Origin of the sequence: Thalassotalea sp. G2M2-11 (assembly GCF_017168195.1) — a bacterium.
Lineage (GTDB): Bacteria > Pseudomonadota > Gammaproteobacteria > Enterobacterales > Alteromonadaceae > Thalassotalea_E.
The window spans coordinates 163,982-190,955 of record NZ_JADNYL010000004.1 but is presented as its reverse complement, the minus strand read 5'-3'; the positions used below and the strand labels follow the sequence as shown (position 1 = coordinate 190,955).

The window sequence follows — 26,974 nt, the reverse complement described above, 5'->3', positions numbered from 1 at the left end:
TTACTACGAATTTCTCTGTTTATTTACAAAATATTAATATTATTTCCACATTTCCCCTAGCACTTTGTCTTAAATTGCTAGAGAATAGAATGTATAAAATAATGAAATATCGCGCTAATAGAGGTTTGGAAGTAGTGAAGTATCATGATTCCATTGAACAAGCAGATAAAAATCTTGCGCTTGCCATCAAGCAATTGCAACTTTGGCACCTCCCCGCTTCCCCGATCAATTATGCTGTTAGTTACGAATACGTAAATGGCAAAAATTCTGCGCTAAACGCCCAAATCAAACAGCATTTTGCACTGGGTCGAAAGTTAGACAATTATTTTATTGAAGAGCTTTATCAACTGCATATTTTAGGGCAAGGCAATTTTCGCGATGACATCATCACCGATATTGATGACTTGATTGAAGATGTACAAAAAAATAATACGACATCGGTAAATTTAACCCATCATCTGATCAAGAAAATTGACCATAATATTATTAACTTAAAATCAAGAAATAGCCAAAAAATAGCTTCTGCGATTAACCAGATAGAAAAAGCGTCAAAAGCCTTTAAACAAAAACAACAACAATTGTCACAACAGCTGAAACTCTCTCAGCAACAGTCTCAAAGTTTAAAAAACGAATTAGAAGAAGTTAAAAAAGAAATCTATCTTGATCCATTAACTGGCTTGTATAACCGTAAGGCGCTTAATAAACACCTAGAAACATGGAGTGTTGAAAATCCAGATAAACAAGTAGCTGCCATTGTGGTCAATATCGATCAGCTCCAACAAGTTCAAGATAAATTTGGTGCCTTGATCAGTGACGTATTGCTAGCCAAGGTTGCTGGTAAAGTAAAAAGCTATGTTGGTGACAGTGGGCTACCGATTCGAGCCGGTCATGATGAGTTTTTAATTTTATTACCAGATTTAGAGCGCTCTGCTGCTGGTGAAATTGCAGAAAAAATAAGACAAGGGGTTGAAAAACTGCGTTTTGTTAGCAGTAAATCAGGCATGAGATTACCGCAAATGACAATCTCTTTAGGCATCAATGATTTTCGACTCAGCCAGAATGTGCAAACCATTGTCAATTATACCCGTTCATTAGTGACTGATTTGCAACGTCACGGCAATAATAGTCTGACTATTGCCAGCTAGCAATGTGCGACTAACTCAATCAGTTGCTCTAACGTCTGTTCTGAAAATACTTGAATCTTATGTGTCGTCAGTAATGCCGCTGTGATCCCTTGCCCCGCAATTTTTCTACTGCTAAAGCTACCATCATAGATAGTTTGACTGCCGCAAGACGGGCTAGACTCTTTCAATAAAGCAAATTTAATATCATGCTGCTGACATAATGCTAATGCGTGACGAGCACCACGCTCAAAGGCATCAGTAACATCGTGTCCCTGCTTAGTATAAACCCTTTGATCATTTTGATTGCGCTCAGCTGGCAAGCGAGGAATGGCTAAGCCACCACACACTTCCGGACAAACACTGATCAGCCTTCCTTGCTGTTGCCAGTGAAGTAATTGTGGATGCTCAATGAGTTGATGACCACCGTCATATCGCACTTTTTGCCCTAAAAAGCAGGCGCTTATTAAAATTTTTTCCATTTATTTACCTAACAGATGTTGATAAAGCAAGGCTAATTTCATTTTAGCGCCATCATCTTCAGCGTCTAACCAAATGGCTTCGCTATAACATTCAAAATGCAAACAAAAATGACTATGTTGCCACAATAGTCTAACAACTACGCGATCAGCACCTTCAATTTGTTCTAACAGTTGAATGTCTCGATACTGGGTTAATATTTGTGCGATTAAATCAGGAATATCTTCTTGCGACCAAGGAAGATCACACGTTAAGATGATATTTGAATCATTTAACTCGCTGCATTTTATCATAAAATTACTGGTCATTTGATCTAAACCTAAGAAATAAGGATCATCGATACATAATACTAAAAAAGCAGCGACAGCTGAGATCTTTTTACCTATAATCAGCCAAGGCGTGAAATTTTAATCAATCATATTAAGAGAGAGAAAGTTATGAAAAAACTTACTTTAGCTGTTGCAGCTACAGTGATGATGGCATCTCCAGTATTTGCCGGTGATATTGCAGCTGGTAAAGCCAAATCAGGTACATGTGCAGCATGTCATGGTGCAGCTGGTATTTCAGCGGTACCAATGTACCCTAATTTAGCAGGACAAAAAGAAGTGTATTTAGCCAAACAGCTAAAAGACTTTAAATCAGGTAAACGTAAAGACCCAGTAATGGGCGCAATGGCAATGCCATTATCTGACGAAGACATTGCTAACTTAGCTGCATATTTTGCTAGCTTAAAGTAAACAACTTTCTTTATCTAAAAAGCGCTCAATTGAGCGCTTTTTTTATTAGCTGTTCATTTTGCTGTTACTGATAGTTTTTAATCAAAGATAAAAACGCGCTGCCATAACGCTGCAATTTTGTTTCGCCAATGCCACTAATATTCAACATTTCTCTATTGGTTACTGGTTTAAATCTGGCAAGTTCAGATAAGGTAGCATCATTAAAAACGATATACGGAGGGATATCTTCTGCATCCGCCAATTCTTTACGTAACTGGCGTAACTGACTAAATAACTGACGATCATAAACGGCTTTTTGTTTATCTTGTCGCCAATAACTGGCTTTTTGTAATCGTGGCGTGGCCAACAATAAGGGGACATCGCCGGTTAAAATACTACGAGCAGCCTGCGTTAAGATAAGCGCAGAATGATTGGCAATATCTTGCTGTAAATAACCTAAATGTATTAACTGGCGAATAATCGCATGCCAATATCCTGGAGTTTTGTCTTGCCCTATGCCAAAGGTTGATACTTTATCATGTTGTTGACTAATCACTTTATCATTAGTCACCCCACGAAGCACATCAATTACATGCTGACTATCACCTTGTTGGTTAATACGATAGACGCATGACAACACTTTTTGCGCTACTTCTAAGCCATTAAAAGTACTAGGAGGATCTAAACAAATATCACAGTTACCGCAGCCTTGCTCGGTATATTCTGCAAAATAATTAAGTACTAAGCGCCGGCGGCAAGTTTGCGCTTCAACAAAACCAGTGATCGCTTGAAAACGTTGCAATTCCACATGTCGTCGTTGTTCATGCTCTCCCGATTCAATACGTTGTGCGATGCGCTTAACGTCTTTCTCATCATAAAGAAACAATGCTTCTGCTGGTAAGCCATCTCGTCCTGCACGACCAATTTCTTGATAATAGGCTTCTAATGTTCTGGGAGGTTCAAAATGAATGACATAACGCACATTCGATTTATTAATACCTAAACCAAATGCCACCGTAGCGATGACTACCTGAATATTATCTTTCGCGAAGCCTTCTTGTACTATATGACGAATTTCTTGCTCCATGCCAGCATGATAAGCCGCGCAATTAATCCCCGACTGCGCTAACGACTTGGCCAACTTATCTACCTGCCACCGACTACTGCAATAAACAATGCCGCATTCCTGTCGACGTTTTTTAATATAACTAATGATCTGCTGGGTTCCCTGATATTTATCCGCCAGGGTTAAACGAATATTAGCCCGATCAAAACTGTCTAAATGAATATAAGGGTCCTCTAAACGCAGTTGCATCAAGATATCTTTACGCGTGGTAACATCGGCGGTCGCGGTGAGCGCCATCACAGGTACATGAGGAAATTGCTGTTTAATCATATGTAAACGCGTATAGGCAGGGCGAAAGTCATGCCCCCATTGAGAGATACAATGTGCTTCGTCAATCGCAAACAACTTTATCGGTAAATCAGCCAACCCTTGCACAAAATAATGGTTATTTAACCGTTCAGGGGCTAAATAAAGCAAAGTAATCTCACCTTGTGAAAGCTGAATAAAAATTTGGTTAGTCTGTTCTTGAGTCAAGCTGGCATTAATATAAGCTGCTTTAATTCCCTGCCTTTTCAAGCCATCAACTTGATCTTTCATCAGAGCAATCAAAGGAGAAATCACGATAGTAAGACCATTAAGCATGGTCGCTGGTAATTGATAACACAGCGATTTACCACCACCTGTTGGCATCAATACTAGGCTATCTCGCCCTGATAAAACCTGCTCTATAATTGTTTGTTGACCAGAGCGAAACGTACTAAAACCAAAATAGTGTTTTAGGTTATCAAATAGGCTTTCAGTAGTCGTAAGTGGGGTTGCGAGGTTCAAAAATAATCGAAATTCTTTTTAGAGATGTTCCGCTATTTTACCTGATAACGAAGAGAATAAGAAAAATTTCTTTTTATTTTTGACGGTGATATTCTAATCAACAGAACTCATCAGACCACAAAAATTATGAATCAAGCATTAATATTTACGCAAATTGCCCAATTCTGGACCAATGATATGCCTTTTAATCAATTACTTGGTTTCGAAATAAAACACTTTGATGTTGAGCGCTCGGAGATCCGCTTTCCTTGGAATGACAAATTAATTGGCAACCCTATGCAAAAAATTCTCCATGGTGGTGTTACCGCTTCGGTATTAGATTTAGCAGGCGGTGTGGTTGCAGCAGCCAATATTATTAACCAACTTGATGACTTGTCGCAGGAAAATATTCAACAGAGTTTAAAAAAATTAGGCACTATTGACTTACGGACCGACTTTCTTCGCCCAGGCAGAGGTGAAGAATTTATCGCAACAGCACACATTATTCGCAGCGGTAACAAAGTTGCGGTAGCCCGTATGGAGCTACATAATGAAAAAAACGATCATATCGCCTTTGGTACTGGCACTTATATGGTCGGATAAACACACTAACAGTGCCAATTAGTTTACATTCGGCTAAAAGCAACTAAACGTTAACAGCTATGCCCTAGTATCCAGCATGATATAATGTCATTTTACAATTGATACCGTTTTGTCATGCCTCAATCAACTAACAATGAGACCCGTTCGGGAGTGATCAGTGCTATTGCTGCCTATTTTATGTGGGGCTTAGCACCTATTTACTTTAAATTATTGCTGGCCGTCAGTCCCGATGAAATCATGATTCATCGCGTTATTTGGTCATCATTGCTCTTGTTAATGATTGTCATAATGAGCCGAAAATGGCTGGCATTTATCACTATCATTAAGCAACCAAAGATACTGGCAAAATTAATGGTAACCGCTTCATTTCTCGGGGTTAATTGGTTCATCTTTATCTGGGCAGTGAATAATGATCACTTACTAGATGCCAGCCTAGGATATTTTATCAATCCACTGTTTAGTGTCGCATTAGGTGTGGTGTTTCTTGGCGAACGGCTTAGAAAATGGCAATTACTAGCAGTGATCCTTGCCATTACTGGCGTATTAATCCAATTAGTCTCTTTTGGTTCGCTACCCATCGTCTCTTTAGCATTAGCGGGCACTTTCGGCATTTATGGCTTACTACGAAAAAAACTTCACATAGATTCATTCATTGGTTTATTAATTGAATCATTACTTATGCTACCTATTGCTATTGCTTACTGGTTATTCTTTGTTTCCAGCGACACCAGTAATATGCTAACAAACCCACTCTCATTAAATATGACCTTATTTTTTGCGGGTGTAGTCACTACTGCACCGTTACTGTGTTTTACCGCAGCAGCAAAACGCTTAACGTTATCAACCGTCGGCTTTTTTCAATATATTGGTCCAAGTATTATGTTTGTTTTAGCTACTTATCATTATCAAGAACCATTAGTAATGGCTAAGTTATTTACCTTTGTTTTTATTTGGTTGGCACTAATAATCTACAGTGCAGACTCCTACCGTGCCCATAGACAAAAACGCTTATCATTGAAAGCTGGTTCTGTGGTTTAATTTAAAGTTAAGACCTGCGGAATAGTGATATTAAAGTGCGCGCCTTGTTGTGGTGCGCTCGTGACTTTAATATCACCATGTAGTTTTTGTTGCACTATGTTATAGACAATATTCATCCCTAAACCTGTACCACCACTATTTCGTTTAGTGGTGTAAAATGGCTCAAATATATTTTGTAACACCTCAGCGGTCATGCCATTACCATCATCCTTATACTCAATCGTAATGTCATTGAAATTCTGTTCGATATCAATCGAAATATTGCCGTCATCTCGGTTCTCAAATCCATGCTTAAGTGAATTTGTGACTAAGTTAGTGATCACTTGGGCAATTGCTCCAGGAATCGTTTTTGCCATGATATCTGTACCCCCAAGATAAATATAATTGACCCGATGACGCTTTAACTCTGCCGACAAAGTTTGCATAATTTCATTAATATATTCAGTAAGATCAACTTCTCTGATCTCCCCAACAACCTGATCAGCAGCCACTTGTTTAAAGTTGTTTAATAGCTCAATAACCCGGTTTAATGACGACATACTTAAAGAAGAGGCTTGTTCGATATCATCAAAATAACGTGTGACTTCAGATTTTTTTAGCGTGCCACGTGTAAAACTGTCCTTAACTCTTAAGGTACTTTCATGTGCTGAACTAGAAGACGTAATAGCAATGCCTAAAGGAGTATTAATTTCGTGCGCAACGCCAGCGGTTAATTTACCTAGAGAAGCAAGTTTTTCTGATTGAATTAATTGATCTTGCATCTCTTTTAAATTAGTTAATGTTTGACTTAATTGTTTCGTGGTTTTTTGATTCTTCATAAAGAGCCATACCACTAGAGTACTGACAATCAGCGCGATGATAATTAATACCGCCATGACAATTAAATAAAGTTTTTGCTGCTCTATACGCGCTTTGCGCTCTGCAAGCTCTTCATTTTTTTGATTCAGTTGTACCCCTTGTGAATCTATTTGTGATTGCTGCTGGGCTAAAATACTGCGATTTTTTTCAATACGCTTAGCCATTGTTTGGTTTTCTTGCTCTTTTTGATCCGCCAGCTGTTGACGTTGCTCCAAATCCCTCTGAATAGCGGCTAACTTATCCCCTAAGGAGATTAATTGCTGTTCTTTGGAATCAATTGCTTCTTGCTGCAGCTCAATATTACTTTTTAAAGCCATTAACTGGGCTTGATGATCTTCATTTAACGCTTGGCGCTGAATAAGTTCTTTATTTAACTTTCTCAAGCGTTCACTGCTTGCCGCTAATTGTTCATTTTGCTCGGCTAATGTTTTTTGCAGCTCTGTCTCTCGTTGCCGCATCTCTTGCATGGCAACTTCTGTCTCACGGTATAATTCAGCAACATCAATTTCTGTACCGCCTAGAAATAATATCTCTGACGACATCGTTAATTGTTCAAAAACAATATTCGATTTATTGATCTCAAAATCAATACCGGCTGTTTTAGGATTAAAAAGCAAATTGATCATAATGTTGCGCTTATCAACACTATTATCAGTCACGAGTAGAGTCGCCGTTTTACGCAGTTCTGATGCAATCAATGAAATATCGATTTCAGGCGTAATGGCAACAAACACCATATCAGCTTGTTTTGCATCCTCTAGCTGATCGACTAATTGCACATTGATCGACTTACCCTTAACAATGCGGTTATTTAATCCAAGATAAAAAGACTGGAAAATACGCTCATCTTTGTAAACCGCTAATTGATAACTTTTTTTTGCCTGTTCATTAGGCCATGATATATGTTTGAAGAAATTAAAAAGGTAGGCTGTTTTGATTTGCTCACTCGACAACTCTTGAGCTAAGGCCACATTAGCTACAATCCCTAGTGAAAGAGTGAGTATGTAGAAAAAATATCTTATCTTTTTCAATCGCATCAACAGAATGTTACCCCTGACAGTGACCTTGAATGAGTTAGCTATTTTTGTTTAGCAAAGTACAAATGAAATATTGATTGATAATCAAAAATTTATCAACTAATTCATTTTCATAACGCTTTTAAATTAGCATAGGCAACGACCAACCATTTACTGCCTACTTCGGCAAAATTTACCTGAATACGACTTTGTGCACCATTTCCTTCATAATTAAGTACCACACCTTCGCCAAATTTTTGATGATGAACATTTTGTCCCAATTTAAAGCCGGAATCTTCAAAGGTTTCTAAACTAATGGTATTGGAAAATCGCCCCGTTGACGCCGGACGAGCCACTTGATTTTGCATGCGTACTTCATCAACACATTCCGCTGGCAGCTCTTTTAAAAACCGACTTGGGCTATGATACTTTTCTTGGCCATATAAGCGACGACTTTCGGCATGGCATAAATAGAGCTTTTCCATCGCACGAGTCATACCAACATAACACAAGCGACGCTCTTCTTCTAAACGACCAATTTCTTCCACCGATTGTTGTGACGGAAACATTCCTTCTTCTAAGCCAGCAATGAACACGAGCTTAAATTCAAGACCTTTCGCTGAGTGCATGGTCATTAATTGTACCGCAGGTTCATATTCATCCGCTTGCGATTCGCCCGACTCTAATGCTGCATGGGTTAAAAACGAGGTTAATTGGCTTTGTTCATGCTCTAATTCCGGATCCATTTCAAACGTTTGACAAGCAGTAACCAGCTCATTAAGGTTTTCAATGCGCGCTTCTGCACGCTCACCTTTTTCTGCTTGGTACATAGCTTTTAAGCCACTGTGTTGAATAACAAAGTTTGCTTGTTGATCCAGATCTAAATGGCTAGATTCATCTTCTAATTGATCAATTAAATCAACAAACTGTTTGATCACTTTTGCACTTCGCCCTTTTAACTCTTGCTGATCTAGCATGGTTTGACATGCTTGCCATAGTGTCACTTCCATACTGCGAGCCGCATCACGGACTAATGACAAAGTGGTGTTACCTATCCCTCGTGTTGGGGTATTGATAACACGTTCAAATGCCGCATCATCATCACGATTATTGAGTAGTCTTAAATACGCTAATGCATCTTTAATTTCTTGGCGTTCAAAAAAGCGTAACCCGCCGTAGATACGATAAGGTAAGTTAGCCTGCAATAATGCTTCTTCTAGCAGGCGCGATTGGGCATTACTCCGATATAAAATAGCCACGTCATCTAATGAATCTTCACTGGATACGAGATCACGTTTTTGCCACTCAGTAATACGACCAGCAATAAAACGCGCTTCATCAATTTCATTAAACGCAGTGTATACAGAGATTTTCTCCCCTGCATCATCTTGCGTCCACAAGTCTTTACCTAAGCGATTATTGTTATTGGCGATCAACTTATTTGCTGCATTGAGAATATTGGCGGTCGAGCGGTAATTCTGTTCTAGCCGTATCGTTTGCGCACCGGTAAAGTCTTTGAGAAATCGCTGAATATTCTCTATTTTTGCACCACGCCAACCATAAATTGATTGATCATCATCACCAACAATCATCACCTTACCTTGCTCACGCCCTAACATAGTGAGCCAGGCATACTGAATAGCATTGGTGTCTTGAAATTCGTCCACTAATACATGAGCAAAACGCTGCTGATAATGCGCTAATAATATCGGATGATTAAGCCACAGCTCATGCGCTCTGAGTAGTAATTCAGCAAAATCAACTAAGCCGGCACGATCACAGGCATCCTGATATGCTTGATACACTTTAACAAATGTTTCTTCAATCGGATCATAGTTCGTTTCAATATGTTGAGGACGTAAACCCTCATCTTTTTTACCATTGATGTACCATTGCATTTGCTTCGCTGGCCAACGCTTCTCATCTAAATTCATGGCGCGGATCACCCGTTTAACTAAACGTAACTGATCATCTGAATCTAGTACCTGAAAAGCTTGCGGTAAATTAGCTTCTTGAAAGTGCATCCGTAATAGTCGATGGGCCAAACCATGGAATGTTCCAATCCACATACCATGCACATTTCCACCAACTGCATGTTCTACCCGCGCACGCATTTCTGCAGCGGCTTTATTAGTAAAGGTGACCGCTAAAATACTATGAGGTGACACTTGCTCCACTTTCATCAGCCAAGCAATACGCTGCACTAACACCCGAGTTTTACCACTGCCTGCGCCTGCTAATACCAACATATTTTGTAAAGGGGCAGCAACTACATCACGCTGTTTATCATTTAAAGAATCAAGCAGTTCAGAAACATCCATAGTGGTAAAACTCAAAGAAAACGAAAAAGTAATTATATCAAGCGTTGTAATTCAGTTACATCGCTTAATGCTAAGCTAGGTAAGATACGTAGCGGCTTGCCGACATCATAAGTTGACACCCATGCGGTTTGACAACCATATCGTATCGCGCCAATGACATCATTCGCTCCACAATCTCCCACGTGGAGTAATTGCTGAGGCAGTAAACTAAATTGCTGGCAGGCACGTTCAAACATATCAGGATCAGGTTTTTGTTTTAAACCATTTCCAGCATGATAAATTGCACTAAAATAGTGGCGAATACCAATTGACTCCGTATCAACGTTACCATTACTAATAGCGATGATAGGCCACTTTTCACTCAGCTGTTTTAGTAGGTGATGCACCGCTTGTGGCACGCAAAAATCACTACGTTGTTCAACAAAATACGCAAGTGCTTGCTCTGCCATAACATCGGCTGTCGCGGTTGCATAACCTAATGCTTGTAATCCGAGTGAATAACTACGAAAGCGTAATGCTCCAACGTCATGTTTGAGCTGTGGTGATTGCATGAGCGCTTGTTGACGATATTGAAACCAAAAGCGGTAGTCATACTCAAGCTCGCCCTTGGGTAACCGCTCAGTAAAATAGGCGATCATTTTAGCATCAGTTGCCATCATCACTGGATAGTTATGATATAAGGTATCATCCAAATCAAAACTGATCGCTGAAAATGGCGTTAATCGGCGATAAAATTGCATCGGTGCTATCGGTTAAGCATTATCTAACAAGTGACGATGTAAGAGCTTAGCCAGCAATTTTTTAAACTGAGCTAACAAAAGAGTATCCATTCGTGGATCAAAGTGTTCTGCATCTTGGCTACTAATCGCCAAAAAGCCGATTAATTGTTCGTCGTGTTCTAATTTAATCAGTACCACCGAACCTTGCAGCTCACTTGTAAATATCAACTCTTGCTCGCTTTGCTGAATACGACCAAAGTAATATTCATCTTTGTTAAGCCGATTTTGCAAAATACCGCGACAATCTTGTAAGCACAAGCACTCATGAGTGAACTGCGTTGGCTCAGCCAACCATAGTTTTAGATCGGATAGTGACAGCAACTCAGTGGTCGCTTGATATAAGCAATCAAGCAACTCTTTGGCAGTTTGACAATCAAGCAAACGCAAATACAAATCACTGTATAAGCCAAATAATTGCTCATTTTGATTGGCAATCCCCATCAGCTGGGTGATCTCTTCTTCGAGTGTCCGTATTTTTTCGCGCAACTGCAATTGTTGGCGTTCCACTAAAGAAACTGTGCCCCGTTGCTTATCATTAATACGCAGGTTAGCCACTAATTCAGGGTGACGATTAAAAAACTCAGGATTATCTTGTAAAAAACTCACGATAATATCGTCAGTTAAGCTAATTTCTTCTCGTTGCATCAGTTGTTCTTGGGTTAAATTATTTTCATTGTTCATATATGTAATTGTCCATCAAAGACATGCACGGCAGGTCCAGTCATCTTCACAGGGCTACCGGGTCCCTTCCAAAATATTTTCAACTTACCACCTGGTAATTGAACAGTGACTTGCTTCGCCAGTTTTTTTTGCATCTGGCCGATAACTACCGCAGCACATGCACCACTACCACAAGCTAAAGTCTCAGCAGCACCACGTTCATAAACGCGTAACTTAATAAAATCAGGAGCAACCACTTCCATAAAGCCGACATTAACCCCTTTAGGAAAACGTTCATGATTAGTTAATTGCTTACCTAAGCGTTCAACAGGCGCGCTTTCAATATCATCGACGGTCAACACACAATGAGGGTTTCCCATTGATACTGCGCCACATAGTACGGTTTCATCTTCACTGCGTAAGATATAAGTACCTTCAACTTTTTGGGCGTTAAAAGGTATTTTACTAGGCTCGAACTGTGGCACTGGCATGGTTACTGTCACATTACCATCACGCTCGACATATAACGTCATTTTACCCGCATGGGTTGATACACGAATTTTGTTACGGTTGATCAGTCCCTTCATCCGAACAAATTTAGCAAAACAACGAGCGCCATTGCCACATTGACTAACTTCACTGCCATCGGCATTGAAAATACGATAATGAAAATCTAAATCAGGATCATAGGGGGGTTCAACCACTAATAATTGATCAAAACCAATGCCAAAATGCCTATCGGCAAGCAGACGGATCTGGTCATTCGGCAAATACACATTTTGCGTCACATTATCGAGCATTAAAAAGTCATTACCCAAACCATGCATTTTTGAAAATTTTACTAACATCTAATGTTCTCTATACCAAATGCAATTATTAAGGTAATAAAGTTTCACCTTGCCATAAGCTTTCTAATGACTCACGTTCTCTTATCAGGTAAGCCTGCTCTCCATCAACCATCAACTCTGCCGCTCTGGGACGACTATTATAATTTGAGCTCATGGTAAAGCCGTATGCCCCGGAAGAACGTACCGCCAGTAAGTCACCCGCTTCGATAGCTAATGAGCGATCTTTACCTAAAAAGTCACCCGTTTCACACACAGGGCCAACAATATCATAATTTCTTGTTGGCAATTGAGGCTTTTCAGTTACCGGGATAATGTCTTGCCACGCCTGATATAATGATGGACGAATAAGGTCATTCATTGCCGCATCGACCAAAGCAAAATGTCTGTCTTGATTCGTTTTTAAAAACTCTACTTCTGTCACTAAAATACCAGCATTTGCCATGATGGCTCGTCCAGGCTCAAAAATCAGCGTGATATCACGCCCAGTTAACTTTTCAGCAATCGCTTTAGCATATTCATTTGGATGTGGTGGTTTTTCATCACGATAACACACACCTAATCCGCCACCGACATCTATATGTGATAGCTCAATGCCTTGTTCAGCTAGGTTATCTACTAACAGCAACACCCGATCCAGTGCATCTAAAAACGGCTGTGTTTCTGTTAATTGTGAACCAATGTGGCAATCAATGCCCTTCACTTGAATATATGAATACTGTGCCGCTTTTGCATAAATGCGATAAGCATCATCGATACTAACACCAAATTTATTTTCTTTTAATCCGGTAGATATATACGGGTGAGTTCCCGCATCAACATCCGGATTAACACGCAACGAAATTGACGCTGTGGTTTGCTTTTGCTCCGCCACTTGTTGAATACGATCTAACTCTGATTCTGACTCGACATTAAAACAATAAATACCTTTATCGAGTGCGTAAGCTATTTCTGTTGCCTTTTTACCAACACCTGAAAAAACCACTTTGGCCGGATCGCCCCCCGCCTGTAATACTCGAGCCAGCTCACCTTGAGAGACAATATCAAAGCCAGAACCTAAACGCGCCATTACATTCAAAACGGCAAGGTTACTGTTAGCTTTCACGGCGTAACAAATAAGATGCGGGCGATCTCCTGCTGCTTGATCAAATGCATGCCAATGGCGTTCAATGGTCGCACGCGAATAAATAAATAATGGCGTGCCATAAGACTTAGCTAATGACGCTACCGAGCAATCTTCGGCAAATAAATCGGTATTTCGACGATTAAAGAAATCCACTAGTTTATTCCTATTGTTCAGTTGACTTAGTTTGTTTATCTTGTATGTTGGCATTCGTGGATTGCGCTTTATCACTTTCTTGATATAAAGGGCCGGGCATACCGCAGCCAGATAGCGACAATAAGATCAATACACTAGCTAAAATAAATGAATTTAGTTTACGCATTTTTGATTAATTCGATTTTTTTCCCATGATAGACGTTTTATAATCCGATGACCATCAAATACAAGCTAAACAAAAACGATTAACCAAGTTTTTTAAAAAAGGGCGAATAAATGAACGATACCCAATACAATTTAATGGCTGATGATCTACTACTTGCACTAGAAGAAGCCATTGAAGAGTGCGGTGTAGATATAGATTACGAAGGTGTTGGCGGCATGTTAACCCTTACCTTTAAAAATGGTAGCAAAATCATTATCAACAAACAGGCACCACTGCATGAAATTTGGGTGGCAACTAAATTTAATGGCCATCATTTCCATTATCAAAATGAGCAATGGATAGATAAACGTGGTAACGACGAATTTTGGCATTTTATTTCGCAAGCGGTCAGTACTCAGGCGGAATCAAATATTACGCTTAGCGCAGAATAAATAGGAAAAAATATGACTCAAACAACCGTACGCATTGCGACTCGAAAAAGTGCCTTAGCATTATGGCAAGCAGAATACGTAAAAGCGCAACTCGAACATTTCCATGCCGGTATTAATGTGGAATTGGTACCGATGACGACGAAAGGTGATATCATATTAGATACACCTTTAGCAAAAGTAGGTGGAAAAGGACTGTTTGTAAAAGAGCTTGAAGTGGCGATGTTAGAAAACAGAGCAGATATCGCAGTACACTCCATGAAAGATGTACCGGTTGAATTTCCTGACGGTTTAGGGCTTGAGGTAATTTGTCCTCGTGAAGACCCGCGTGATGCCTTCGTTTCAAATACCATTAACAGCTTTGAAGAATTACCTCATGGCGCAGTTGTTGGTACTTCAAGTTTGCGCCGTCAATGCCAAATAAAAGCATTACGTCCTGATCTGGATATTCGTGATTTACGCGGTAACGTTAATACACGTTTAGCGAAACTCGATAATGGTGATTACGATGCCATTATTTTAGCCGCCGCTGGTTTGATCCGCTTAGAAATGCCTGAGCGCATTAAAGCCTTTATTGAGCCAGAAGTCATGTTACCCGCCAATGGTCAAGGCGCTGTCGGTATCGAATGCCGTACAGATGATGAAACCATTAAAGCCTTGTTAGCACCTCTAGAATGTAGCACCACACGCACACGTGTACTTGCAGAACGTGCAATGAACCGCGCATTAGAAGGCGGTTGCCAAGTCCCTATCGGCAGTTATGCCTTAGTTCAAGATGAACAAATTCATTTACGTGGTTTAGTTGGTGCGATTGATGGCTCACAAATTATCAGTGACGAGATCACTGGTGATGCCAATCAAGCAGAACAGCTAGGACAAGCACTAGGTGAAAAGCTACTTGCCCAAGGGGCAGACAAGATACTTAAACAAGTATATGGTCAGTAATACTTGCTTTGTTATTACCCGTCCTAGAAAGCAAGGTGTGCAATTAAAGCATGCCTTGCAGCGGGTTGGATTAGATGCTCAATGTCAGCCCTTATTTGAATACCAACCTGCGACAACATCTGGCCGAGTTCTATCCATCACAGACAGCTTTTCTCCCACGATTATTATTTTTGTCAGTGTCGCTGCCGTTGAATTTGCCCAACAAGCCTTACCATTAAAGCAGTGGATAAACGATAGTATTCAAGTGATTGCCGTGGGCACAGCAACGCAAATGGCGCTTAAAAAACTTGATATTGAAGCGGTTTGCCCACATCATCATGATACAGAGGGCATGTTGGCGCTACCGGCACTTAGTGCAAATCAGTTAACAGCGACTAGCAATGTTTTAATTGTTAGAGGTAATGGCGGCAGAGAATTGCTGGCAACACAACTAAAGCAGCTGGGCGCAAATGTTCAATACCTTGAAAGTTATCAACGCGATTGGTTAGATATTCCACAACACATCATTGATCAATGGCGACAGAATCAAATTACTGGCTTTATTGTTACCAGTAATGCGTTATTGCAACGTATAGTAGGCTTACTCGATATAAATGATAAGTACTGGCAAAACACCTGTTTATGGGTCGTGGCTAGTGACAGAATTAAAGAAACAGCACAACATCTTGGCTTACAAAAAGTGATTAACAGCCAAGGTGCAAATGACCAAGCAATTATAGACGCTTTGCTCAACAGGGAATCAACCAATGACTGATAAAAACAGCCAATCTCCGCAAATAGCTCCTAGCGAAAACAACAAGGAAGGTTCAGCTAAACAAACAGCTGATAGCAAGGAAAAGGCATCTTCAAGTACTACGGGTGAGCACAGTCATACCTCGCAAACCACCAAAGCAGTAAGTAGTACTGCCCCTAACAAGTCAAGGTCAGTAAACAAAACTACTACTCCCACTAAAGCAAAAGTACCACCAGCGAATAGCTTATCTAAAACAGCGGTACTGGCGCTCATTATCGCTCTCATCAGTGCTGGCGGTATCGGCGGCGTTCATTATTTGCATACGCAACAGAATGCCCAACAGGTCAATCAATTACAAAAACAGATTGCACAGAACAATCAACAAAGCGCGCAAAAAGTGCAACAATTATTGGCACAGCAACAAGCGCAAATATCACAGCAAGTAGCAACCGCAGTTGATGACATTCAACAAAGCAGTGAGGTACGAATTAGCCAACTGGAACAACAAATCGCTCGTTTAGCGCAAAGAGAGCCCAGTGATTGGTTATTACATGAAGCAGAGTATCTGACACGAATTGCAGCACGAACATTATGGTTAGAGCGTGATACGGCTGCCGCTATTAACTTATTAAGCGATGCAGATAGTCGCATTAAAGAACTAAACAACCCGGTTTATTTACCTATTAGGCAACTTATCCATCAAGATATTGAAGCATTAAAGCTCATGCCTGCACTTGAAACTGAAGAAGTCACTTTACAGTTGCTGGCATTAAGTAAACAAATACCACAACTTAACTTTGCCATGGCCAAAATCCCAGATAGCCAAACGCAACAAGAAGATTTGCAACTCTCAGACAGCCCATCAGATTGGCGTAGCAACCTTGCCAAGACTTGGCAGCGATTTTTAGCTGATTTTATTACCGTGCGTCGCAGAGTGGGGCAAGTAGAGCCACTGATGTCACCGCAACATCAACAAAACTTAAAAGAAAACCTCGCGCTAAAAGTTCAGCAAATACAATGGGCAGCAAGCAAAGAGAACAAGCAGTTATATCAAGCCTCCATCGATGAAGTACAGCAATGGTTAACCGAATATTTCGACCTTGGGCATCTAGCTACCGCACAGTTTTATCAAGAAATTCAGTTACTCAAAGAGAAAATTGTCAGCTTAGAGCAAAATATTGACTTGCGCTCTCACCAAGCATTGCGTCAACGGATCAAACAAGAAAAACAGCTCACACCACTTGAGAAGAAGCCTGCGCAAAGTGAAAACGCGCCAGAACCTCAATCACCTGTTGAACAGAAGGTCGATGATCAGGCCTCAACAACCAGTAATGAGGTGATCTAATGAAGCGCCTCATCATTATTGTTTTACTATTCTTTGCTGCAATTGCTGTTAGCCCGATATTAATTGGCGAAAAAGGCTATATTTTAATTGCCATGGGCGAATATACCATTGAATCCACCATTGTCACTGCCTTGATGATGCTAGTGGTACTATTTATCGCATTAGTTTTCACCCTAAAAATATTTAAAGGTGGAATTTCACTAAGCTTAACTGCATGGCATAAATTGATATTTGCGGGACAGCGTAAAGGACTCAGACGATTAAACAAAGGTATTGCCGCCTATGTATTAGGAGATTACCAGCAAGCTGAGCATTTATTAGTGCAAAGTGCTGAACCGTCAAAATCACAGCAAATAGCCTATTTACTCGCGGCAAGTGCTGCTGATAAACAAGCACTGGCAACCAACAGCAAGCATTATTTAGCACAACTTGAGCACTACAATGAAAACGTCAAAGAGGTAGGAATTGAATCAATTCTAGTGACGTTAGATTTGTGTATTAAACATCAAGAATACAAAAAAGCACGCGGCATTCTTGATAAGCATCATAAGTTGATTGGACATGATGACAGGTTACTCGCACAGGAAATTGAATTAAGCTTGATTGAGCAGCGTTATGGTTATGTCATAGAACAACTTAATAAAGCGCGCAAAAGTAAACAAATTAACGATGAACGTATTGAAAACTGGGAAGCCAACGCATTTTATCATGCATTTAACCAACAAATTACCTCACAAGATAATCATGCCTTACAACAATATTGGGATGGTCTAGGGCGTAAAGTTAAACAACGAGAGAGGGTGCTGCTAAGCTATTGTCAGGTGCTAGCTGAACATCAAATTCATCAGCCATTAAGTAAAATTTTGCTGCCAATCATCAAAAAAGGCGCCAATACTCAATTGTTAAAAGCAATTCGCAAGTTACCATTAACTCATTGCGATGAGCTCATACAAGCGGTTCAAAAACACTTACATCATGACCAACACAATGCCAAATGGCTCAGTGCACTAGCTCACTTATCCTTAGCACAGGGTAATTTTGCCATGGCTGAAAAAGCTTTTAATAGTTTAGTGCATCTAGAAGGTCAGCAATACGATGATGTTGATTTACAAGCATTTGCCAAGCTACTGGCTGATCAAGGGCAACTGGATAAATCAATACAGGTGTACCAAAAACTATTATTGAAATAGCACTATTTATCGCTTCACCTATCAGTTACCAAAAGTACCATCAATGCCCAAAACAATTATTGAGGTATTAAGGGCGTGTACGGTCGAAGGTTTATTGGCTATGGCTACCTTGTCAATTGAGCCTTTGATCAACATCAATTAATCGTAGGTTAACTATAATTAATACTTGACCAAAACCCAAACAAGAATTATTATCACTTGCGTTAAGGTTATTGTTGAGGTTGGTATGTACGTCTGCATTTGTAAAGGTATTACAGATAAACAAGTTGCACAGCACGTTTTAAATGACGGTGCTGGCTCAATTCGTGAATTAAAACAACACCTTGATATTAGCTCTCAATGTGGTACCTGTACCAAAGTTATCCAAAAAGTCATCAATGACACCATTATTGATGAAGGACTATTTAAAGAAGTGTGTTAATCACCAGCAAAGTTACCATCAACTAATAGTCCGATAAAACCAAAGCGATTGACGTTACATCACAAGCGATTATACTCGTTATTACCCTATGTTAACGAGTAATAACCATGAAAAGCCAACAGGAAGTCCTCACTCATCTCAACAAGGTGTTAACCAGCGAACTAACCTCAATTAATCAATATTTTCTCCATGCCCGTATTTATAAAAATTGGGGATTTAGTCAGTTAAACGATCAATGTTATAAAAAGTCCATCCTCGACATGAAACAAGCGGATAAACTTATTGAGCGTATTCTATTTTTAGAAGGATTACCTAACCTGCAACAACTTGGGGCTTTAGCAATAGGGGAAAAAGCTGAAGAGATGTTAGCATGCGATATGAAATTTCAATTAGCGCAGCAAAGTACCATCAAATCAGCGATTGCCTGCTGTGAACAACTCAAAGACTTTGTCAGTCGTGATATCTTGGTGGAGATATTACATCAGGAAGAAGATCATATTGATTGGTTAGAAGCTCAGTTATATCAAATTGATCAAATGAATATAGATAATTACTTACAAGCTCAACTTTAGGTGAATGATCATGAAAGGTGACAGCGAAATAATTCAACAACTTAATCAATTATTAGCTTTTGAACTAGCGGCAATGGATCAATATTTTATTCATTCACGCATGTATCAGGATTGGGGCTATGACAAACTATATACTCGAATAGACCATGAGTTTGATGATGAAAAATCTCATGCTTCAGCATTAATTGAACGTATCCTGTTTCTTGAAGGCGTGCCAGACATGACTACAAGAGAGGGTCTGAAAATTGGCACAACCGTACCTGAAATGCTCGCCAGCGATCTACGCGTTGAATATGCTGTAGATGAAAAATTGAAAGCAGTTATGGCATTATGCGAACAAAAACAAGACTTTGTCAGCCGTGATATATTACAAACACTGATTAATGATACCGAAGTGGATCATGCATTCTGGCTTGAACAACAGCTTGGATTAATTGATAAAATTGGCTTGGCCAATTATCTACAATCTCAACTATGATATTGATGCCTTGCCTATGCACTAGGTAAGGCGTTTCATCATGCCTGCCCCTGTTATCTACATTAAACCTAAAGCCAAGCATAATGCGTTGTTCATTATACTCGTCAGTGTTTGTGCCTTAGGTGTGATCTTGCTCCTCGGCCAACACTACTGGCAACAGGCAAAATTTTCTTTATTGTTATTACTGTTATTAGCCCTTTCAACCTTATTTTTAGGGGTGATGAAGTTATTGGAACCAAATACCAGCTTTACTCTTTCTCCGCAACATATTCGTTTTACCCATCGTAAAGGGAGCTGGCAATTATCGTGGGATGACATCCGAGCTATTCATCCGATAAGTAACACTTATGGGATCACGCAAGAACAACTCAGTTATATTGGTTTAACACTGCACTCACTTGAAGGATTAAAAGATCAAATTTCGTTGCGCCTTGCTAATCATCTGATCCATGAGCAGAAGCCGTTGATGGTATATTGTGTGTCGCGAGATTTAATGCCTGCTGAACAAGCCGTACTAAATTTTGAACCTTATACTTGCCAAGATGGAAGTCAGATCAAAGGACCATTAGCCGGATTTTTTCATCAATGTACCGCCTTGTATCAAGCCATTGGTGCTCACCTGTTTATCAATGATTCAGCGATAGATAGAGACGTGCAGGATTTTGCTCGTTTATTAACACAATGCAAGCAGGCATCGCCAAACTATCAGGAAAACACGAAACAATCTGAATAAAAAAGCCGCTTGATAAACAAGCGGCTGATAGCAATTTATTTAACCTCAGGTTTGTATTAGAAATAGTGTTAAGCCCAATAAAACAATAACTTAACAGTATTTTATATTGCTAGCTTGATATTTAAATAAAGGCAAAGGCATCAGCATACATATGATTAATATCTGCCCCTTGTGCAACAAAGTCGTCCCGCACTACGGCCACCATATTAAAACGACCGGCAATATAGATATCAAAATCCGCTAAATTTTTAATATCTTTCATCACCACTTTATGCACCATGCCAACACGCCCTTGCCAATCATCATGTGGCGTTTCTACCACGGGATGAAATTGTCCCTTAGGTAACGCGCTAATAGTCGCTGAGGTTTGTTCTAGCTCATAGCAAGCGCTGGGATCGCGTAAGCCCCAATAAACAATCACTTCTCTGCCTGAATTGATATTGGCTAAGTATTCAAACATAGATTTAATATAAGAAAATCCTGTACCACCAGCAATCAACAAAATAGGGCGTTCACTTGCTGTTTTTAATTCAGCATTACCTAACGGAATTTCCACAGTAAGTGCCATATCTTGGTTGATACGTTCGATCACTTGCATCGGATAACTATCGGCACCAAAAGCACCAATTTGTAATTCAATCAGCTCACTGCCTGGCGCACTGGCAATAGAAAAAGGACGTTTATCATTTTCATCCATTACCACGTTTAAATATTGCCCTGGCAAAAATGACACTTGCTCTGCAGGTTTTAACAACACTTTATAAACGTTTTCAGTTAATGAAGATATCGACTGAACCTGACATTGTATTTCTTTCATTTATCAACCTATCAATTAAACAGCTATCTACTGTTTATGTTTTATTTAATGAGTTACTCAATAATGTTGAGTTCGCTCCAAATTTCATCCACTGCTTGTTTAACACTAGTATCCATGACTATCGGCTCACCCCATTCACGATCAGTTTCACCGGGCCACTTATTAGTGGCATCCATGCCCATTTTTGAGCCTAATCCAGACACTGGTGATGCAAAATCTAAATAATCTATCGGGGTGTTTTCGATTAGCACTGTATCTCTGGAAGGATCCATTCGAGTTGTCATTGCCCAAATAACATCTTTCCAGTCTCGCGCATTAATATCATCATCACAAACAATGACAAATTTCGTGTACATAAACTGGCGCAGAAACGACCAAACCCCCATCATCACACGTTTAGCATGACCTGCATATTGCTTTTTGATCGTCACTACGGCTAAACGATAAGAACAACCTTCTGGCGGTAAATAAAAGTCCTGAATTTCTGGGAACTGCTTTTGTAAAATAGGCACGAACACTTCATTAAGCGCAACCCCTAATATAGCCGGTTCATCTGGTGGCCGGCCTGTATAAGTACTATGATAAATTGGTTGTTTACGCTGAGTAATATGAGTAACGGTAAAGACAGGAAAATCATCAACTTCATTATAATAGCCAGTATGATCCCCATAAGGCCCTTCAGGTGCCACTTCTTCAGGATCAATATAACCTTCTAAAATAATCTCCGCCGTGGCTGGCACCTCTAGCTCATTACTGATGCATTTAGCCACTTCTGTTTTCGCACCGCGTAAAAGCCCTGCAAACGCATATTCAGATAACGTATCAGGTACTGGTGTCACCGCGCCTAAAATCGTTGCGGGATCAGCTCCTAAAGCTACGGAGACTGGATATTTTTCACCCGGATTAGTCTTTTTAAATTCTTGAAAATCAATCGCACCGCCACGATGAGATAACCAGCGCATTATGATCTTATTTTTACTGAGCAGTTGTTGACGGTAAATACCTAAGTTCTGTCTTTCTTTATGTGGACCACGTGTTACTGTCAGCCCCCAAGTGATCAGAGGTGCTACATCACCCGGCCAACATTTTTGAATCGGTAATTGGGTTAAATCGACCGCTTCACCACTCATCACTTCTTGCTGACATAAGGGCTTTTTAATCACCTTAACCGGCATATTTAATACCTGTTTATATAAAGGTAATTTATCCAATGCATCTTTAAAACCTTTTGGCGGCTCCGGCTCTTTTAAAGTCGCTAATAATTTGCCCACTTCACGCAAGGCAGACACATCTTCTTGACCCATTGCCATCGCAACCCGTTTAGGTGTACCAAATAAATTCGTTAACACTGGCACGTCGTAACCAATAGGGTTTTCAAATAACAGTGCTGGCCCGCCTGCTTGTAAGGTTCGATCACTGATCTCTGTCATCATAAGTTCAGTAGAAATAGGTTGAGTGATCCGTTTGAGTTCACCTATTTTTTCGAGTTGTTCAATAAAATCTCTTAAATCGCTGTATTTCATTGTCATATTTTATACAAAATTTTACTTATTATACTGATCTGGGCTCTAAAGGCATAGCGTTAGTCTCATTCCCCTATATCTGCGAATAAAAGAGACGATGAACAACAGAGCTGAACTTTAACAAATCATATAAAAAATCCCCGCTAACTTCCCATTTAGCAGGGATTTACCAATAAAAAACCAAACCATTTTACAATGGCTGACAGGATTAAAGATGCTGAGTTAAAAACTCACCAATCGCTTTAAAAGCACCTTTACGATTATCATTTTCATCTAAATAATGGGTACCATACTTGTACTCTATGTATTCAACATCAAGGCCTTTACGTTTAGCTTCATCGTAGAAGTCTTGTGATTGAGAGGCTCTAACTTGGGTATCATTCAAGCCATGAATCAATAATATCGGAGCTTTAATACGATTTAAGTGATGCTGAGCTGAAACAGATTTTAAAGCATTTTCGGTGCCTTCTTGTTCTAGATCAGCTATCGTTTCTCTGACATGCGCTTTCCAGCCACCTCTAAATCGAGATCTAAAATTCGCCATTTCATTTAAGTCCGCTACGCCTGCAATACTGACAATACATTTGTAGTCATTAGGTTTTTGAATCGCCGCAGTTAATGCAACAAACCCACCATAACTACCTCCAACTACACAGGCATCATTGGTATCAACAGTACCTTGCTGAGCAAGCCATTGGTGCGCATCATAAATATCTTGTTGCATACGCTGACCCCACTCTCGATAGCCACTGGTTTTATATTGAAGACCAAACCCACCTGAGCCACGAAAGTTAACCTGTAAAACGGCATAACCTAAATTACTCATAAACTGAACATAAGGGTTAAAATATTGCGTATCGCGCGGTCCAAAAGGGCCACCATGTGGATGAATAATTAGCTTAGGTTTTGCTTTCCCACCATTAGTTGGCATGGTCAAATAACCATTTAACTTCATACCATCTGAAGCAACAAATTCAAAAGGTTGAGTCTGGGCTAATGGTTTATTCTCTAAATAAGGATACTGACTGAACCAAAAGGCACCCGATTTATTCTGTAAATCTAACCAAAAATACTTGCTTGGTGAGTTATGACTTTGCGCTCTGACAATAATTTTACTGCGATCTTCACTCCAGCCTGCAATACTGGTTTTGAAACCTTTAAAACTATTATTTACCAATTGATAAACATGCTTTTCTTTATCACCAAAGAAGTGATCAACCCTAAAGTGCTCTAAATAACTAACCCCGATAATTTCTGTTCTTTCAGAGTTAAAGATGACATTACTCAAATCATACTTATCATGACCAAATAACAATTTTTCAAAGCTATTACTTTTAATGTCATATAACCACAAAGCTCGTCTGCCCGTTTGATAATCACTCAATACATATAGCTTACCTTCTTCAACAAGCAACGGATTAAACGATACTTTGTCGAATAACTTTCTTTTATGTAAAAGTTTCCAATCGGCGTCTACGGTTTCACGATACCAAATTGTCCGTGTTTCTCTGCTTCTATCATCTTCATCATTACCATAGCCAAATAGGACGTCCCCTTCTTTATTGGTACTCCAATAAAAAACATTAATATCGTTAACAAATTGTTTTTCAAAATCATTGGTATATATATTAACTTTAAATACCGAAGGCGCTTGATCTTCTCGGTTATAAAGTTGCACTAAGATGTGTTTTGGATCATCGGCTAATATTGAGATCACTGTAGGCGTATTTCTTTTTAACCAATCAGGCGCATCTTTTTTCAGGTTTCTTTTAATTTCAATTAAGTCGCTGCCATCTTTATTAACCACAAATAAACGGCTGATCCGGTATTTATTCCCCGCGACTCTTTCCGAGTAACTAGCTGAGACTAAAATTCTCTCATTGTTTAACCAATAAACATCATCAACTCTGTCTTGGGATTTTTTTAATTTAACTATAGTAGTTAACTCAGTACTACCAAAAGGTGCCACAACAACACTTGGCCCATCATCACTGTTAAATACGGCAACCGTATGTTGACCATTAGGCGAGACATCAGGTTTATAAACCATAGGTAAATGCCCAAAGTGGTCAGATGGTAGTGAAGAATTTTTAGCGAGTGCTAAGTGTGAAAAAATGCAGTATAAAGTGAGAAATGCAATATATCGTTTCAATTTTATATCCCTATATTGAGTATTAATTTTTTACAATATATTAAAATTATCCCAATAAAAAAGCCAGCAAGTTGCTGGCTTTTTTACTCGAGTATCATCAAGTTACTTACGTTTCATTGAATCAAAAAACTCATTATTCGTTTTAGTCATCGCAAGTTTATCAATCATAAACTCCATAGCGTCTATTTCACCCATTTCATGAACTATCTTACGAAGTATCCACATTTTTTGTAATTCATCAGGCTTAGTCAATAATTCTTCACGACGAGTACCACTACGATTAAAATGAATCGCTGGGAAAACGCGTTTTTCGGCAATTTTACGAGACAGGTGTAATTCCATATTACCTGTACCTTTAAACTCTTCGTAAATAACCTCATCCATTTTCGAGCCAGTTTCAATTAATGCTGTGGCAATGATGGTTAAACTACCACCTTCTTCAATATTACGTGCCGCACCAAAGAAGCGTTTTGGACGATGCAATGCGTTTGCATCAACACCACCGGTTAATATTTTACCCGAGGATGGGATAACCGTATTATAAGCACGCGCTAAACGTGTGATCGAATCCAATAAAATAACGACATCTTTTTTATGTTCAACCAACCTTTTGGCTTTCTCAATCACCATCTCAGCAACCTGAACATGACGATTAGCTGGCTCATCAAACGTTGATGCGACCACTTCACCTTTGACTAGTCGTTGCATCTCGGTCACTTCTTCAGGGCGTTCGTCAATCAGCAATACCATTAATTCACATTCTGGATGATTATGAGCAATACTTTGTGCAATATTTTGCAACAACAAAGTCTTACCTGCTTTAGGTGGTGCAACGATTAAACCACGCTGACCTTTACCTATAGGCGATGCTAAATCCAGTACTCGAGCAGTAATATCTTCTGTAGAACCATTGCCACGTTCCATACCGATACGTGCATCAGGATGAATAGGTGTTAAGTTTTCAAATAAGATTTTATTGCGAGAATTTTCAGGTTTATCAAAGTTAACTTCTCTCACCTTTAATAAGGCAAAGTAACGTTCACCATCTTTTGGAGGACGAATTTTACCTGCAATAGTATCGCCCGTGCGCATACTAAAGCGCCTAATTTGACTTGGCGATACATATATATCATCAGGACCAGCTAAGTAAGATGAGTCTGCCGAGCGTAAAAAGCCGAAACCATCTTGTAAAATCTCTAATACTCCGCCGCCAAAAATATCTTCACCACTTTTAGCGTGCGCTTTTAAAATAGCAAAGATAATATCTTGCTTACGATTTCGAGCAAGATGCTCAAGTTTCATTGATTCAGCTAACTGTATTAGCTCACTAATAGATTTTTGTTTGAGTTCGGTAAGATTCATATTGAGGTTCTTAGAGTGTTTATGTTGTTTGGGTTTGCCAACAGGGCATAATTCAAGAGTTGAGTTCGGGCTTAGGTATGTTATTTTCTTTGATTCTTAAAGTTAGCATTAAATACTATATTGGTAAAGTAACAAATCAATTCTAACTGAAGACAAAATAAAAAAGGCTCGAAACAACGAGCCTTTACATATTATAAATTGTTTTCAATAAACTCTTTTAATTGAGTTTTAGATAATGCGCCAACTTTAGTATCAGCTACAGCACCATCTTTAAACAATAATAATGTAGGAATACCACGAATGCCATACTTAGGTGGCGTTGCATCATTTTGGTCTATGTTGAGCTTGGCTACTGTTACTTTACCTGCATACTCTTCTGCAACGTCATTTAATAACGGAGCAATCATTTTGCAAGGGCCACACCATTCAGCCCAAAAATCAACCAAAACCGGACCTGATGCATTAATTACATCAGCTTCAAAGCTGTCATCTGATAACTGAACAATTTTATCGCTCATTT

28 protein-coding genes are annotated in these 26,974 nt (G+C 39.5%); 13 read left to right on the top strand and 15 right to left on the bottom strand.

All coding sequences use genetic code 11. From position 1 onward, the window contains the following. Positions 1–134 precede the first annotated feature (134 nt). Positions 135–1,145, top strand: a complete 1,011-nt coding sequence (locus tag IV514_RS14790) for a GGDEF domain-containing protein (protein WP_206486060.1) — start codon at positions 135–137, stop codon at positions 1,143–1,145. Here IV514_RS14790 and IV514_RS14785 read toward each other — a convergent pair. Beyond that, the gene (locus IV514_RS14785) at positions 1,142–1,603 is read right to left on the bottom strand and encodes a DUF523 domain-containing protein (RefSeq protein ID WP_206486059.1); all 462 of its coding nucleotides are present in this window, start codon (positions 1,601–1,603) and stop codon (positions 1,142–1,144) included. The two genes, IV514_RS14790 and IV514_RS14785, sit on opposite strands and share 4 nt — an antisense overlap. Continuing rightward, positions 1,604–1,909 (bottom strand): DUF3630 family protein, encoded by a 306-nt coding sequence (locus IV514_RS14780; RefSeq protein ID WP_206486058.1) that lies wholly within the window; start codon positions 1,907–1,909, stop codon positions 1,604–1,606. It abuts the gene before it with no gap. Positions 1,910–2,038: 129 nt separating this feature from the next. On the opposite strand from IV514_RS14780, the gene IV514_RS14775 reads away from it, so the two are divergent. Further along, a complete protein-coding gene (locus IV514_RS14775; protein ID WP_206486057.1) occupies positions 2,039–2,338 on the top strand; it encodes a cytochrome c in 300 nt (99 codons plus the stop codon). Positions 2,339–2,402: 64 nt separating this feature from the next. Here IV514_RS14775 and recQ read toward each other — a convergent pair whose 3' ends face one another. Further along, positions 2,403–4,211 carry a DNA helicase RecQ gene (recQ, locus tag IV514_RS14770; RefSeq protein ID WP_206486056.1) on the bottom strand — a complete coding sequence of 603 codons (1,809 nt, stop codon included), beginning with the start codon at positions 4,209–4,211 and terminating at the stop codon, positions 2,403–2,405. Between the two features lie 126 nt (positions 4,212–4,337). On the opposite strand from recQ, the gene IV514_RS14765 reads away from it, so the two are divergent. Both IV514_RS14765 and rarD read left to right on the top strand, forming a co-directional pair. Next, positions 4,338–4,793, top strand: coding sequence for a thioesterase family protein (locus IV514_RS14765; protein ID WP_206486055.1), 456 nt, complete (start codon positions 4,338–4,340; stop codon positions 4,791–4,793). Between the two features lie 114 nt (positions 4,794–4,907). Beyond that, a complete protein-coding gene (rarD, locus tag IV514_RS14760; RefSeq protein WP_206486054.1) occupies positions 4,908–5,831 on the top strand; it encodes an EamA family transporter RarD in 924 nt (307 codons plus the stop codon). On the opposite strand, the gene IV514_RS14755 is transcribed toward rarD, so the two are convergent. From IV514_RS14755 to IV514_RS14725, 7 genes are all read right to left on the bottom strand, one after another. Next, complete coding sequence (locus IV514_RS14755; RefSeq protein ID WP_206486053.1) at positions 5,828–7,660, bottom strand: YfiR/HmsC family protein; 1,833 nt, start codon at positions 7,658–7,660, stop codon at positions 5,828–5,830. The genes rarD and IV514_RS14755 overlap by 4 nt on opposite strands. A gap of 176 nt (positions 7,661–7,836) precedes the next feature. Beyond that, on the bottom strand, positions 7,837–10,026 hold the full coding sequence (gene uvrD, locus IV514_RS14750; protein ID WP_206486052.1) for a DNA helicase II: 2,190 nt from the start codon (positions 10,024–10,026) through the stop codon (positions 7,837–7,839). A 32-nt stretch (positions 10,027–10,058) separates the two neighbouring features. Then, on the bottom strand, positions 10,059–10,766 hold the full coding sequence (locus IV514_RS14745; protein ID WP_206486051.1) for an HAD-IA family hydrolase: 708 nt from the start codon (positions 10,764–10,766) through the stop codon (positions 10,059–10,061). A 12-nt stretch (positions 10,767–10,778) separates the two neighbouring features. Then, positions 10,779–11,486 carry a DUF484 family protein gene (locus IV514_RS14740; protein WP_206486050.1) on the bottom strand — a complete coding sequence of 236 codons (708 nt, stop codon included), beginning with the start codon at positions 11,484–11,486 and terminating at the stop codon, positions 10,779–10,781. Continuing rightward, complete coding sequence (gene dapF / locus IV514_RS14735; protein WP_206486049.1) at positions 11,483–12,313, bottom strand: diaminopimelate epimerase; 831 nt, start codon at positions 12,311–12,313, stop codon at positions 11,483–11,485. Before dapF ends, IV514_RS14740 begins: the two co-directional genes overlap by 4 nt. 28 nt (positions 12,314–12,341) lie before the next feature. Beyond that, the gene (gene lysA, locus IV514_RS14730) at positions 12,342–13,589 is read right to left on the bottom strand and encodes a diaminopimelate decarboxylase (RefSeq protein ID WP_206486048.1); all 1,248 of its coding nucleotides are present in this window, start codon (positions 13,587–13,589) and stop codon (positions 12,342–12,344) included. Positions 13,590–13,599: 10 nt separating this feature from the next. Next, the gene (locus tag IV514_RS14725; RefSeq protein WP_206486047.1) at positions 13,600–13,755 is read right to left on the bottom strand and encodes a lipoprotein; all 156 of its coding nucleotides are present in this window, start codon (positions 13,753–13,755) and stop codon (positions 13,600–13,602) included. 110 nt (positions 13,756–13,865) lie between these two features. Here IV514_RS14725 and cyaY point away from each other — a divergent pair, with 110 nt between their 5' ends. The 9 genes from cyaY to IV514_RS14680 all read left to right on the top strand — a co-directional run bounded on the left by cyaY (position 13,866) and on the right by IV514_RS14680 (position 20,600). Next, positions 13,866–14,186 carry an iron donor protein CyaY gene (gene cyaY, locus IV514_RS14720; protein WP_206486046.1) on the top strand — a complete coding sequence of 107 codons (321 nt, stop codon included), beginning with the start codon at positions 13,866–13,868 and terminating at the stop codon, positions 14,184–14,186. A 12-nt stretch (positions 14,187–14,198) separates the two neighbouring features. Continuing rightward, on the top strand, positions 14,199–15,128 hold the full coding sequence (gene hemC, locus IV514_RS14715) for a hydroxymethylbilane synthase (RefSeq protein ID WP_206486045.1): 930 nt from the start codon (positions 14,199–14,201) through the stop codon (positions 15,126–15,128). Then, positions 15,118–15,882: a uroporphyrinogen-III synthase gene (locus tag IV514_RS14710; protein WP_206486044.1), complete on the top strand. Its 765-nt coding sequence runs from the start codon at positions 15,118–15,120 to the stop codon at positions 15,880–15,882. Before hemC ends, IV514_RS14710 begins: the two co-directional genes overlap by 11 nt. Continuing rightward, positions 15,875–17,206, top strand: a complete 1,332-nt coding sequence (locus IV514_RS14705; RefSeq protein WP_206486043.1) for a uroporphyrinogen-III C-methyltransferase — start codon at positions 15,875–15,877, stop codon at positions 17,204–17,206. Before IV514_RS14710 ends, IV514_RS14705 begins: the two co-directional genes overlap by 8 nt. After that, on the top strand, positions 17,206–18,396 hold the full coding sequence (locus IV514_RS14700) for a heme biosynthesis HemY N-terminal domain-containing protein (RefSeq protein WP_206486042.1): 1,191 nt from the start codon (positions 17,206–17,208) through the stop codon (positions 18,394–18,396). The genes IV514_RS14705 and IV514_RS14700 overlap by 1 nt, the downstream gene beginning before the upstream one ends. A 226-nt stretch (positions 18,397–18,622) precedes the next feature. Beyond that, complete coding sequence (locus IV514_RS14695) at positions 18,623–18,817, top strand: (2Fe-2S)-binding protein (RefSeq protein WP_206486041.1); 195 nt, start codon at positions 18,623–18,625, stop codon at positions 18,815–18,817. A gap of 107 nt (positions 18,818–18,924) precedes the next feature. Then, the gene (bfr, locus tag IV514_RS14690) at positions 18,925–19,389 is read left to right on the top strand and encodes a bacterioferritin (RefSeq protein ID WP_206486040.1); all 465 of its coding nucleotides are present in this window, start codon (positions 18,925–18,927) and stop codon (positions 19,387–19,389) included. 10 nt (positions 19,390–19,399) lie between these two features. After that, positions 19,400–19,867: a bacterioferritin gene (gene bfr, locus IV514_RS14685; RefSeq protein WP_206486039.1), complete on the top strand. Its 468-nt coding sequence runs from the start codon at positions 19,400–19,402 to the stop codon at positions 19,865–19,867. A gap of 40 nt (positions 19,868–19,907) precedes the next feature. Continuing rightward, a complete protein-coding gene (locus IV514_RS14680; protein WP_206486038.1) occupies positions 19,908–20,600 on the top strand; it encodes a DUF2982 domain-containing protein in 693 nt (230 codons plus the stop codon). Between the two features lie 121 nt (positions 20,601–20,721). Here the strand turns inward: IV514_RS14680 and fre are convergent, their stop codons facing one another. The 5 genes from fre to trxA all read right to left on the bottom strand — a co-directional run bounded on the left by fre (position 20,722) and on the right by trxA (position 26,972). Further along, positions 20,722–21,417 carry an NAD(P)H-flavin reductase gene (gene fre / locus IV514_RS14675; protein WP_206486037.1) on the bottom strand — a complete coding sequence of 232 codons (696 nt, stop codon included), beginning with the start codon at positions 21,415–21,417 and terminating at the stop codon, positions 20,722–20,724. A 53-nt stretch (positions 21,418–21,470) separates the two neighbouring features. Continuing rightward, on the bottom strand, positions 21,471–22,940 hold the full coding sequence (gene ubiD, locus IV514_RS14670) for a 4-hydroxy-3-polyprenylbenzoate decarboxylase (RefSeq protein ID WP_206486311.1): 1,470 nt from the start codon (positions 22,938–22,940) through the stop codon (positions 21,471–21,473). Between the two features lie 208 nt (positions 22,941–23,148). Beyond that, entirely contained in the window at positions 23,149–25,092 is a 1,944-nt protein-coding gene (locus IV514_RS14665; protein WP_206486036.1) for a prolyl oligopeptidase family serine peptidase, read from the bottom strand. Positions 25,093–25,194: 102 nt separating this feature from the next. Further along, positions 25,195–26,454 (bottom strand): transcription termination factor Rho, encoded by a 1,260-nt coding sequence (gene rho, locus IV514_RS14660; protein ID WP_206486035.1) that lies wholly within the window; start codon positions 26,452–26,454, stop codon positions 25,195–25,197. 191 nt (positions 26,455–26,645) lie between these two features. Further along, complete coding sequence (gene trxA, locus IV514_RS14655; protein ID WP_206486034.1) at positions 26,646–26,972, bottom strand: thioredoxin TrxA; 327 nt, start codon at positions 26,970–26,972, stop codon at positions 26,646–26,648. Positions 26,973–26,974 lie beyond the last annotated feature (2 nt).